Below are 13,616 nucleotides of genomic sequence, written 5' to 3'. Positions count from 1 at the left end.
ACTGATAGAGAAGACTTTTAAGGCGGTGAAGGAATTAGAACTAACAGCTTAATCAATTGAAAGTAAAATATTATTAAGTAATAAGCTAACTTATCCCCCAAAGCAAAGATGCTTTGAATTCAACCCGTTATCTCGTATCGATAAACCAGAAAATAGCATGAACGCCTATCAAGGGGTGAATGTGAACGGTGATGTGCAAAAGGTAAAGGATAACCTCGCTGTAGTCAGTTTCATGCTGCCGAAAATGCCGGATCCCCGATCCAGGTCATATTCGGCAGGCCGGGCCGACAATTGCCTTCAGTACATCTGACTCCTGTCTGTTGAAGCATTACTTTCTCGCCATTTCAGCGGGACGAAAAAATATATTAGCCTTAGTTATCATATGCACAAAATCAATAATGTTATTTACAAAATCTTACTAATGCCTTATTTTCTAGAACAATTTTCATACAATTTTTTACTTAAGGACAAGCAATGGGCAGGAAGCCAGTACGCGGTTTTTCCGTCGTCACGCGCCTCTTCTGTATCACCATTCTGGCGGTAGCGTGCGTGCGTGCCACAGCGGCTCCACTCTCTCCAGCTGACCGCGATACCATTCAACAGCAACAACAACAGCTGCTTGAACAGAACCAGCGTCAGCGTGATGAACTGGAGCGCAGCACACCGCTACCCCGCTCATCTGCACCTGTCGTGCCCCCGACCACTGAAGGCCCGTGCTTTACCATTTCCCGTATTGAAGTGCGTGATGCCACCCTGCTCTCTCCACGCGACGCCGCCACCGTTACCGCCCCCTGGCTGAATCAGTGCCTGGACATGACCCGGCTGACGCAGGTCACTAACGCCGTCTCTGACTGGTATATCAGCCGGGGTTATATCACCAGCCGTGCCTTTCTGACTGAGCAGGACCTCTCCTCCGGAGTGCTGCATCTGACGGTGCTGGAAGGCCGGTTACAGCAAATCCGCCTGGAAGGTGTACCGCAGCGGACGCTCGCCATGACGTTCTCCGGGCTGGAAGGAAAAATCCTTAACCTGCGCGACATCGAACAGGGTATGGAGCAGTTAAACCGCGTGCGGCAGGTTCCGGTGGAAATTGAAATCCAGCCTGGCGACAAACAGGGCTGGTCAATTGTCAACCTTACCGCCGCCCCGGAATTTCCGCTCAGCGGCTCAGTGAGTTTCGACAACAGCGGGCAGAAAAGTACGGGGACCGGCCAGTTCAGCGGTGCGCTGACCGGCAATAACCTGCTTGGGCTGGCGGATAAATGGTTTATCAGCGGCGGACGCAGCAGCGATTTTTCAAACTCGCATGATGCGCAGAATTTTGCCGCGGGTGTCAGCGTGCCGTATGGCTACGGTCTGCTCGATTACAGCTACAGCTGGAGCAACTACATCAACACCATTGATAACAATGGCTGGCCGTGGCGCTCCACCGGCGACAGCAAAACGCACCGGCTTATCGGCTCATGGGTGGTGTTTCGCAACGGCGATATCAAAACCGGTCTTACCACCGGCATCACCCACCGCATCAGTCGCAATTATCTGGATGACGTGCTGCTGGGATCCAGCAGCCGTAAGCTCTCCAGCGTGATGTTCGGCATCAATCACACGCAAAAAATGTTCGGTGGCGTGGCGACCCTCAACCCATCTTTTACCCACGGCGTACCGTGGCTGGGCGCGGAAGACGATCACGACAAATATGGCGATGTGCCGAAAGCGGAGTTCCGCAAATGGAGCTTCAACGGCAGCTTCCAGCGACCCGTCGCAGCCGATCTCTGGTGGCTCAGCAGCATTTACTTTCAGTGGTCACCGGACCGGCTTTACGGATCTGAACAGCTCACACTGGGTGGAGAAAGCTCTGTCCGCGGTTTTAAAGAACAGTATCTCTCCGGCAACAATGGCGGTTATCTGCGAAATGAGCTGAATTACTCGCTGTTTACCCTGCCGTGGATGGGGCAGATCAGCGCGATGGCGGCGCTGGATGGCGGCTGGCTGAAACAGGACGACCAGGACCCGTATGCCAGCGGCACGCTGTGGGGCGCTTCAGTCGGGCTGACCAGCGCGAACCGCTGGTTTTCGACACAGTTTACCGTGGGAACGCCTGTGAAATACCCGGACTGGCTGGCCCCGGATCATCTCATTATTTATTACCGCATGGCGGTGGCGTTTTAAGGGACAAAAACGATGGATAACAATCAGACCCGTTTTTCTCAGCGTGTACTGAGCTGGCTGCTGAGTACCCTGCTGGCAACGCAACCGCTGCTGCCCGCGGTGGCAGCGACCGTCACCCCCACCGGTAACACGACGATGGACAAGGCCGGAAACGGCGTGCCGGTGGTGAATATTGCCACGCCCAACGGAGCGGGGATATCCCATAACAAATACGGTGAGTATAACGTCGGGAAGGAAGGTTTAATCCTTAACAACGCCACCGGTAAGCTGAACCAGACGCAACTGGGTGGGCTCATTCAGAGTAACCCGAACCTGAAAGCCGGACAGGAAGCGAAAGGTATTATCAACGAAGTCACCGGCGCTAACCGTTCACAGCTTCAGGGTTATACCGAAGTGGCGGGCAAAGCGGCGAACGTGATGGTTGCCAACCCATACGGTATTACCTGTAACGGCTGCGGATTTATCAACACTCCTCAGGCGACACTCACCACGGGTAAACCGGTGATGAACGCCGACGGCAGTCTGCAGGCGCTGGAGGTCACGAAAGGCAGCATCACCATCAATGGCGCAGGTCTGGACGGCAGCCAGTCAGATGCCGTGTCCATCATTGCCCGCGCAACGGAAGTGAACGCCGCGCTGCACGCGAAAGACCTGACGGTCATCAGCGGAGCTAACCGCGTCACAGCGGACGGTCGCGTCAGCACGCTACAAGGTGAAGGCGAGGTGCCGAAAGTCGCCATTGATACCGGTGCCCTCGGCGGGATGTACGCCAACCGTATCCGCCTGACCTCCACCGAAAATGGCGTCGGGGTGAACCTCGGCAACCTCAACGCCCGCAGCGGCGACATTACGCTGAACAGCGCCGGTAAGCTGGTCCTGAAAGACAGCCTTGCCAGCGGCAACACAACGGTCAGCGGGACGGAGGTCACACTGTCCGGGGATAACAAAGCTGGTGGCAATCTTAACGTTACCGGGACAACCGCGCTGACGCTGAATCAGTCCCGCCTGGTGGCGGATAAAAATCTGGCGTTGTCCTCGTCCGGGCAGATTACCTGGAACGGCGGGGAACTGACCGCCGGACAGAACGCCACGCTCAGCGCACAGCGCCTGAACCAGACCTCGGGGGCAGTGAATGCCGCCGGAAATGTCACCCTCACCACCACGGGTGACGCCACGCTGAAAGGCCGCACCGTTGCCGGGAAAACGCTTACCGTCAGCACCGGCAGCCTGAACAACAGCGGCACGCTCGCCGCCGGGGCTGATGCTGCAGTGAATACCGGTGCGTTGACGAACAGTGGCACCGTCCAGGGCAACAGTCTGAAGGTCACAGCCACCGACCTGACCAGCACCGGCAATCTCAAAAGTGCCTCAGCGCTGAATATCAACGCCCGGGACATTACGCTGTCCGGCGAGACCGTTGCGGATGGCTCCGTGACCGTGAAAGGCAACGGTCTGACAACCACCTCCACCGCACTGACCCAGGGCAACAGCATCAGCGTGGAGGTACAGAACGCGCAGCTTGACGGGATACAGGCCGCCAGAGACGGCTTCACGCTGAAGGCCAGTGACAGTCTGACTCACGGCGGAAAATCGTCAGCCTCCGTGCTGGACACTGAAAGCGGCAGCCTCAGCAACAGCGGTACACTGACCGCCTCCACGCTTGCGATCAACAGCACCACGGTTGTCAACAGCGGCCTGATCCACGGTGAACGGACGCTCGCACTGGTCTCCCGTCTGCTGGACAACCGGGAGAACGGTGTGGTGTACAGCCCGGCCGCGCTCTCCCTTTCAATACCTGAGCTGAAAAACGCCGGGATTATCACCAGTGATGCCGCGTTGTCCCTGTCAGGAGCTCAACTGACCAACAGCGGAGAAGTAAGCGGTGCTTCACTCGATGTTGATTACGGCACGCTGAATAACAGCGCGGGTGGTCTGCTGCTGGCACAGGGGGCGAACCGCATCACGGTGCAGTCACTGTCGAATGCCGGCAGCATCGCGGGTGACACGCTGACGCTGACTGCAGACCGTCTCACCAGTTCTGGCCTGTTACAGGGTGATACCACCCTGTCGCTGACTGGCGGAATACTGGATTTACTGGCAGGCTCCCGCACGCTCACGGGCGGGGATCTCACACTTTCAGGCACCACGCTGACCACCGCAGGACAGACTCAGGGGCAGAACGTCAGCGTTAATGTCCGTGACTGGCAGAACAGTGGCAGCGGGCTTGCAACCAGTAACCTTACCGCTTCGGCAGCCGGGATGCTCAGCAATACCGGCGATCTGATGAGTCAGGGCGACATCACACTGAATGCCGCCACAACAGACAACCGGGGCAGCCTGCTTTCGGCAGGCGACCTTTCCCTTTCGGGTCATTCTCTGGATAACCGCGGTACTGTCCAGGGTAACCATGTCACGGTTCGTCAGGACAGTATCACCAACAGCGGAACGCTCACCGGGGTCGCCGCACTCACGCTGGCCTCACGACTGGAGATGGCGGCACCATTGCTGACGCTGGCAAATAGCAGTGGTGGAAAGTTACTCACGACCGGTGATCTGAATATCACCGCAGGCACCACCAGTAACGTGGGCCAGTGGCAGGGACAGCGGATACTGATTAACGCCGGAACACTGACAAACAGCGGTGCAATTCAGGCGTCAGAGCGGCTGGATGCGCAAATCAGCAACAGCCTCACCGGCCTGTCCGGCAGCAAAATCACCTCAAACGGAGAGCTGGCGTTATCGGCACTGACGCTGAGTAACAGTGGACAATGGATTGCGCAAAACCTGACGCTGGATGCGGATTCGCTGACGAACAGCGGTGAGATAACCGGCGTGGATGCGCTTGCGGTCACCCTGAACCAGACTCTGAACAACCAGGCCAGCGGTAAACTGCTGAGTGCCGGTCATCTGACGCTCAACGCGAGCGATATCACGAACGGCGGGCAACTCCAGGGCCAGACGACCTCTGTCACCTCGGGGCAACTGACCAACAGCGGGCGGCTTCAGGGTGAAGCGCTGACGCTGGCAGTCTCCGGGGGACTGAGCAACCATTCCGGTGGCGTGTTACTGAGCCAGAATGCACTGAATATCACCTCAACGACACTGAACAACCAGGGCACAATACAGGGCGGTGGCGAGTCTTCCGTGAAGGCCACCACCCGCCTGCAGAACGACGGCAAAATCCTCTCCGGCAGTAAACTCACGCTCACTGCACCAGAACTGGCGAACAACAGCAGCGGACTGGTGCAGGCCGTCACGCTGTTGCTGGATGTGGTGAACGCCGTGAATGGCGGACGCGTACTTGCAACCGGCAGTGCTGAACTGCAAGGCACATCGTTTAATAACAGCGGCACGCTTCAGGGCGCGGACCTGCTGGTGAACTACCGGACGTTCGGCAACAGCGGTACCACGCTCGGGACAACTGCCCTGACCGTTAAGGGTGATGCGCTGACGCAAGCCGACGCCGGTCGGCTGTACAGCGCAGGTAATCTGTTGCTCGACGAGCGGGACTTCAGCGGACGTGGTCAGGTAGTGGCGCTGGGAGATGCCACACTGAAACTGATTACCGCGCTCACTAACACCGGCACGCTGGCGGCCGGAAGAACGCTTTCCGTCACCTCACAGAACGCCGTTACCAACAACGGTGTGATGCAGGGGAATGCAATTACGCTCAGTGCCAGTGGCGCATTTACCAATAACAAAACGCTCACCACGGGTAGTGGCAGCAGTACCTTCAGTGCGCAGAACCTCCTGCTGAATGCCTCCGGTTCGCTCCAGGCGGGCGGCGATGTACAGCTGACTTCGCGTGGCAATATCACCGTAAACGGTTTTACCGGGACGGCGGGCAGTCTGACGATGACGGCCGCAGGCACCCTGATTAATACTGCGCTGATTTACGCGGGTAACAACCTGAAGCTGTTTGCTGACCGCATTCATAACACGTATGGCGATATCCTGGCCGGAAACAGCCTGTGGATGCAGAAGAATGCCTCCGGCACTGCGAATACCGAAATCATCAACCGTTCGGGCACCATAGAGACCACTCGCGGTGATATCACCATAAAGACAGGGCATCTGCTGAATGAGCGTGACGGACTGACGGTGACGGAAACCAGTACAGACAACAGTTCGCTGATCCCGGGTATGGGGGATGCCCTCCTTTATGTCGATATCAGTCAGCTTAAAGACGGCAGTTACGGACTGAATAAATACCGGGATTATCATGAACAATGTATCGGAGGTGCCAATGGCAATGATCATTGTGTGATAACCGAATGGGACCAGTACTATTACACCATGGCGGAGTCGGCGGCTGAACAACGCTTTATTCAGACGCAGCATCGTATTGATGTGACAAGTCGGGGGGGCGCTTCACGTATTACAGCCGGACGGGACCTGTCAGTCAGCGCATCCAGTCTGAATAACCTCGCCAGTCTGCTGATGGCCGGACGTAATGTGACGCTTTCCGGTAATAAGCTGAATAACCAGTCCTGGCAGGCAGGGACCGATACCGTGTACTGGTTGTACCAGTATGTTCCGTATTCTGACTGGACAGTAAAAAGTCCGGGTTATGCCAATCCGCTACTGGAATTGTCCGCCCCCTGGCCATGGGATGGCGTCGGGAGATCAGTGCGATCCCCTCGGTCTTCCACTATCAGATTTGTTTATCAGGGAAGAGAAACCGAAACGGCTGCCGGAGAAATTTTTCGCTCTGCCATCAGCGCAGGTGGTAATGTCTCTGCAAACTTCACAAATAACATCAGCAACACCACAACCACCGCAAACGCAGGGGGGGTCAGTAACACCATTACTGCGCCTGTGCTGAACACGCTCACACCGGCGAGGGTCGGCGGTGGTCTGAACAGTGAATCACTGACCGATGCCGGCAACGTGAATGTCAGTGCCCCCGGCTGGCAGGATAGCATCGCGGACGGACTGAAAGAAATCACCAGCGGCACGTCACTTTCCGGTCAGAGCGGCAACGGCGGCAACTACCCTTTACCTTCCGGCAACAATGGCTACTTTGTGCCCTCCTCCAACCCCGACAGCCCGTACCTGATTACGGTGAACCCAAAGCTGGACGGTCTCGGGAATGTGGACAACAGCCTGTTTGACGGGCTGTATGGCCTTCTCGGGATGAAACCCGGCCAGGCACCGCAAGCGGATACGCGCTGGAGCGATGAAAAACAGTTCCTCGGCTCATCATACTTTCTTGATCGCCTGGGCCTGAAACCGGAGAAGGATTACCGTTTCCTCGGGGATGCGGCCTTTGATACCCGGTATGTGTCAAATGCGATGCTGAACCTGACAGGTTCACGGTATATCAATGGCCTCGGTTCAGACCTTGAGCAGATGCAGTACCTGATGGACAGCGCCGCCAGCCAGCAGAAGAATCTCGGACTGCAGTTCGGCGTGGCGCTGACCGCTGACCAGGTGGCACAACTCACGGGCAGTATTCTGTGGTGGGAATCCGCGACCATCAATGGTCAGACCGTGATGGTGCCAAAGCTGTACCTTTCCCCGAAAGATATCACCCTTCATAACGGCAGCGTTATCAGCGGGAACAACGTGCAGCTTGCGGGCGGTAATATCATCAACAGCGCAGGCAGCATCACTGCACAGAACGGTCTCTCGCTCGACAGTGCCAGCAATATCGACAACCTGAATGCGGGGCTGATAAGCGCGGGCGGCAGCCTGGACCTGAGCGCCATCGGGGATATCAACAATATTGGCTCAGCCATCAGTGGTAAGACGGTAGCGCTGGAGAGTATCGGCGGCAGTATTAACAATGTGACCCGGACTCAGCAGTGGAGCGCGGGCAGTGATGGTCGTTATGGCAGTGTGCATGTCAGCGGTACGGACACCGGTCCGGTGGCGACCATTAAAAGCACTGATTCACTCTCACTGGATGCAGGGAAAAACATTAACATTACCGGGGCAAATGTCTCGTCTGGCGGCTCCCTTGGAATGTTTGCGGGTAATGATATCAACATTGCCGCAAACCAGATAAGCGGGAGCAAAAGTCAGTCCGGTTTCTGGCGCACTAAAGACAACAGTTCATCATCCACCACCTCACAGGGCAGCAATATCAGCTCTGGCGGAAACCTGGTGATGGTCGCAGACAATAACCTGAATGTCACCGCATCGTCCGTCTCCGCCGGTAACAGCGCCCTGCTTTCTGCGGGTAACGACCTGAACCTGAACGCGACGCGGGAAAGCAACAGCAGTCGTAACGGTAAATCAGAGAGCCACGAAAGCCACGCGACCGTCTCCACGGTGACAGCCGGGAACAACCTGACCCTGGCTGCCGGACGTGATATGAACAGCCAGGCCGCCGGTATTGCAGCGGAAAACAACGTCGCCCTCCAGGCCGGGCGTGACGTAAACCTGATGGCAGAGTCTGCCAGCGCCGGCGACAGCTATACGTCGAAGAAAAAGAAAGCGATTAACGAGTCCGTTCGCCAGCAGGGAACGGAAATCACGTCCGGTGGAAACACCACCATCGTGGCCGGACGGGATGTGACAGCACAGGCCGCTGACGTGTACGCGACCGGTAACACCGCCGTGGTGGCCGGACGGGATATCACCCTCACCACCGCTACTGAAAGTGACTATGAATACCGGGAGAAGAAGAAAACCTCCGGTGGCATGTTCAGTAAAAAGACCACCCACACCATCCACGAGGAAAACCACACCCGTGAGAAAGGCACACAGCTTTCCGGGGAAAACGTGGTGCTCAGCGCAGGTAATAACCTGACGGTACAGGGTTCATCCGTTGCCGCTGAACGCGACGTGGCACTGAAGGCCGGAAACAACGTGACCGTGGAAGCCGCCACCAACACCGACACGTATTACGACATGAAGAAGACGAAGAAATCCGGCATCTTCTCCAGTGGTTCGGGTCTCGGTGTGACCATTGGTTCGCAGTCGTCAAAAACCACCCGCCAGGGCGCGAAGACCACGCAGAGCGATGCACGAAGCATGGTGGGCACTTCCGGCGGTAACGTCATTATCAGCGCAGGAAATCAGGTCACGTTAAGCGCCGCCGACGTCATTGCCGGACGGGCAAAGGACGACACGTCCCGTGCCACCGGGCATATCGATATCACCGGCAGTGACATTGCCATTATCCCCGGACGGGATACGGTCACCGAATCGGTGAAACAGGAGACAAAATCCTCCGGCATCACCGTCAGCGTGAAAGCGCCGTTTGAGGACACGGTACGCAATGTGCGCGACACCGTGCGCGGGAAAGACGGCAGCGGTAACAGCACCGTTGATAAGGTGAAGTCGCTGGGTGCGGAAGGTGCCGCCCTGGCCCTTGATGGTCCGGGACAGATGGTCGCCGTCTCCGCAGGCAGCAGCAAGTCGTCCTCTGAATCACACTACCAGGGCGAATTTAACAGCGGAAGCCAGCTTGCAGCAGCAGGCAATATTCAGATGACCGCCACCGGCAAACAGGGCGGCAACAGCGGCAATATCCTGATTGCAGGCAGTCAGGTGAATGCCGGTGAAGCGGTGATACTGGATGCGAAGCGTGATGTGAACATCACCACCTCCACGGATACCGAAACCTACAGCAACAGCAGCAAAACCAGTGGCTGGAACATCAGCTCAGAAATGCCGACCGCAGGCAGTGCCACCCGTGCCACCACCGGGGGCGGCAAACACGGCAGCCAGCTTCTGCCGGGCGGGATGAGTCAGTCTGAAAGCAACAGCAGCGGTACCCGCACGACGGAAAACGCATCCGTCATTCAGGGTTCGGATATTTACGTCAACAGCCGGGAAGGCAGCGTGAACATCAGTGGCAGCCAGCTGACGGCCACAGAAGACCTGATGCTGTCAGCGGTAAAAGGCGACATTAACGTGACCGCCGGACGTGACACATCTCACAATGAAAACAGCGGCAGCAGCAAAACCATCGGTACGCTGGGGGGCGATGGTTACAGCGCCACGGCAGGCTACAGTCGTGAGAAACACAGCAGCCGTGATGACGCGTCCACCGAAAGCGGACAACGCAGTCAGTTAACGAGCACAAACGGCAACATTATTGCCCAGGCCGGAGGCGATCTGTCCCTTTCTGGTACGGATGTCAGCGCCGGTAAGTCGGTTTCACTCAGCGGCGAAAATGTCCTGTTTGACGTGAGCCGCGACACCCGTGACGGGGAAGCCCACAGCAGCAGTTCACAGTACGGGGTGACCGCCTCTGCCGGTGGCTGGGCTGTTGATGCGGCAAAGGCGGCTGAAACGGCTGCCCGCAGCGCGGAAAACGGCGACGATGCCCGACTCACTGCCATTAAGGCGGGTCAGGCGGGCACCACCGCCGCACAGGGTATGATGACAGACTCGGCTGTTGTGAAGGGCAAGGTTTCCGTCACGGCAGGTTCTTCCTCACAGGACAGCCGGTATCACAGCACTGACACACAGGGCACTACCGTCAGCGCCGGTGAGAACGTCATCATTAACGCCCGTAACGATATCGCCGGTCAGGGCGTACAGATTGGCGGGAAACAGGTGGTACTGGATGCGGGGCGGGATATTCTGCTTACCGCCTCACAGAACACGCACAACAGCCAGAGTAAAAACAGCGGCAACCAGGTCAGCGCCGGCGTGGGTGTCAGCCTCATCGGTTCACAGAACGGTATCAGTATTGAACTGGGCGCCTCACAGCAAAAAGGTAAGGAAAACAGCCAGTCACAGAGCAACACCAACAGCGTTATCCGTGCCGAAGAGCAGCTGACCGTGAACAGCGGACGCGACACCACCCTGAAAGGGGCAGAGCTTGCAGGCAACCGCGTGGTGGTGAACACCGGGCGCGACCTGACCATCAGCAGCGTCCAGGATACCGCCTCTTACGACAGCAAACAGTCCTCTTCCGGCGCGGGCCTGAGCCTGTGCGTCCCCCCCATTTGCTATGGCGCGTCTTCCGGTAACGTCAACACCTCGGGCGAAAACATCACCCAGAGTGGTAAGAGCGTCACTGACCAGAGCGGTATTTATGCCGGAAAAGGCGGTTTTGATATCACGGTCGGAAACCACACCCAGCTTGATGGCGCGGTGATTGCGTCCACGGCAACGGACGACAAAAACAAACTGGATACGGGAACGCTTGGCTGGACCGATATTCACAACGAGAGCAAAACCTCCGGTGACAGCCACACCGTGGCGATTTCGGGCAGTGCAGGCGGCAGCGGAAGCAGTGAAAACCGCAACGTGGCTCCGGCCATCGGTACCGGTCATGCAGAAGAGAGCAGCAGCGGCACCACGTCGTCAGCCATTAGTAACGGCACCATCATCATCCGCGACAAGAATAACCAGAAGCAGGATATTGCAGACCTGAGTCGTGACACCGACAACGCCCACCATGGTGTGGATGTAAACGGTGATGTACAGAAGGTGAAGGATAACCTGGCAGTACAGAGCGAAGGTGCGGCGCTGGCAACCTCTGTGCTGGATGTGTACGGCAAGTATGCAGAGCAGAAGGCGAAGGAATCCAACGCCGCACTGGAAGCGAAGCTGGAAGCCGAAGGCGCGTTCGCGGGGATGTCGGAGGCACAAAAGCAGGCGGCACTGGAGAAAGCGGAAGGCTATCAGAACACTGATTACGGTCCGGGGAGTGAATTCTGGACGAAGGGCAGCGCGGCGGCAGGACTGCTGGCCGGTGCGCTCGGTGGCAACCTGAAAGCAGGCGCGGCAGCCGGTGCGGCCCCGCTTCTGGCCTCGCTGGTTAAGGATGTGGATAACGATGTGGCCCGTGCGGCCCTGCACGGTATTGTGGCAGCAGCACTGACGCAGGCGAGTGGCGGCAGTGGCTCTGACGGCATGAAGGCCGGGGCCATTGGTGCTATCACTGCATCGGCCATGACGGAATATCTGGTACGGGGCCTGTACGGCGATAAAGCCATCAGCGAACTCACCGCCGATGAAAAACGTCTGGTGAGCAGCCTGGTGACGATTGCGGGCGGTCTGGCAGGGGCAGCGAGCACGGATGGTGACCTGTCGATGGCAGCAATTGCGTCGAGCACAGCGAAGGTGGAAGTACTTAACAACTCCACTTCCGGTGATAACGCCCGTGATTCGGTAAAACAAAGTGCAGAACACGTAAAAGACAAAATCCGGGATACGCTGGGTAACGGTACAACTTCATCGATCGCAAACGGAATTGTAAATGCGCTGGCAGATTCAGGCGACTCGCTTATTGGTGGGGCTGATTATGTTGCTGATACAGCAATGGCACTTGCAAGTTGCGCAACTGGCGACAGCTATTGCGATAAAGCACTAAGTGATTTAGCGGGTAAAAATCAGGCTGCCGCGGATTCAGTCAAGGCATTGATGAAAACGGAAACTTGGTCAGCACTGGCCAACAATGTAAAACAGGCATATGGTGGGAATCAAGCTGCGCTGGAAGGTATGGGAGGAATAATCGCAAGTATCTTCCTGCCAGGTAAGAAGCTTCCTGATGTAGGGGGGATAGCCAAACCATCAGTACCAAAAATTACCATTCGGGATCATTATGAGCATCACACCAGCATGGTTACAGATGTAAAAGATCAGCTCACCCAGCAAGGTTATGATGTATCTCTCAGAGAAGCTTCATTTGGTAGTTCCTGTAGCTCTGGAAGGTGCCGCCCTGATATCATCGCGAAATCGTCTGATGGTTCAATCAGAATTATTGAGATTAAAACTGGAGATGCTGATTTAAGTATACGTCAGAGTGAAATTTATCCGCAAATCTCGAACGGAGATTCAATACCACGCGGCAAGGTTGCTAAAGAATTCGGACTAGAAGTTGGTATCCCATTGAAAGATCAGGGTTATCCAAATGGTATTCCTATTGAAATTATACGTTTTCCCGGAGCACAAAAATGACAACGATGCGCGACGTAATCAACTCGTTAACTCATTTGGGATGGAGTCTTAAAAGAGATGAAGTAGGAGACTTGTATGGTATCTTGCAATTCAGGAATCGAACGCTGCAGATCATTCCCACTATACAAAAAAGATCCGATCATTACAGAGTTTTCTGGATGCCCTCAGTATCAACTATTTCGTTTAATAATGCTCGGGGTTTTATAAAGGGCGACGATGACAAAGGGCATGTACCTTTGATCAGAAAAAAAGAACAGGTACATATAGTTAATGATCTTGCTGAAGTCAATACCGAAACGGTTACACAACAACTAATTGAATGGGCAAACGAGCAGGATACAGTTAAGCAAATCGAATTTCTTAGTTCGCTTTCAACGGACTCAAAGGGCACTATGCCTGTTTACCATTTGGCTGCATTAGCTTTACTTGGAAACATTGAAAAGCTTGAGTATTATCTTGCAAGTTTCCATAATGGCAATCGTCTAGGATTTGTACCTTATATTAAAGAAGATATGTTGGAAAGAGCAATACAGATAGCAAAAGAAAATAGCCAAGATTAATAAACTCATACAAATAGG

Annotated in this window: 3 protein-coding genes; all 3 read left to right on the top strand. The window is 55.9% G+C overall.

Annotated elements, in window-relative coordinates; all coding sequences use genetic code 11:
* Window positions 1-474 precede the first annotated feature (474 nt).
* The 3 genes from ACERJC_RS13165 to ACERJC_RS13155 are packed head-to-tail and all read left to right on the top strand — an operon-like array spanning window position 475 to window position 13,598.
* Window positions 475-2,169: a ShlB/FhaC/HecB family hemolysin secretion/activation protein gene (locus tag ACERJC_RS13165; protein WP_373671847.1), complete on the top strand. Its 1,695-nt coding sequence runs from the start codon at window positions 475-477 to the stop codon at window positions 2,167-2,169.
* A gap of 12 nt (window positions 2,170-2,181) precedes the next feature.
* The gene (locus ACERJC_RS13160; protein WP_373671846.1) at window positions 2,182-13,038 is read left to right on the top strand and encodes a hemagglutinin repeat-containing protein; all 10,857 of its coding nucleotides are present in this window, start codon (window positions 2,182-2,184) and stop codon (window positions 13,036-13,038) included.
* A complete protein-coding gene (locus ACERJC_RS13155) occupies window positions 13,035-13,598 on the top strand; it encodes a DUF6990 domain-containing protein (protein ID WP_373671845.1) in 564 nt (187 codons plus the stop codon). The genes ACERJC_RS13160 and ACERJC_RS13155 overlap by 4 nt, the downstream gene beginning before the upstream one ends.
* The last annotated feature ends 18 nt before the right edge of the window (window positions 13,599-13,616 follow it).

The organism is Citrobacter telavivensis (assembly GCF_041807075.1).
Taxonomy (GTDB): domain Bacteria; phylum Pseudomonadota; class Gammaproteobacteria; order Enterobacterales; family Enterobacteriaceae; genus Citrobacter_A; species Citrobacter_A telavivensis.
This window is presented reverse-complemented; position numbering and strand designations above follow the sequence as displayed.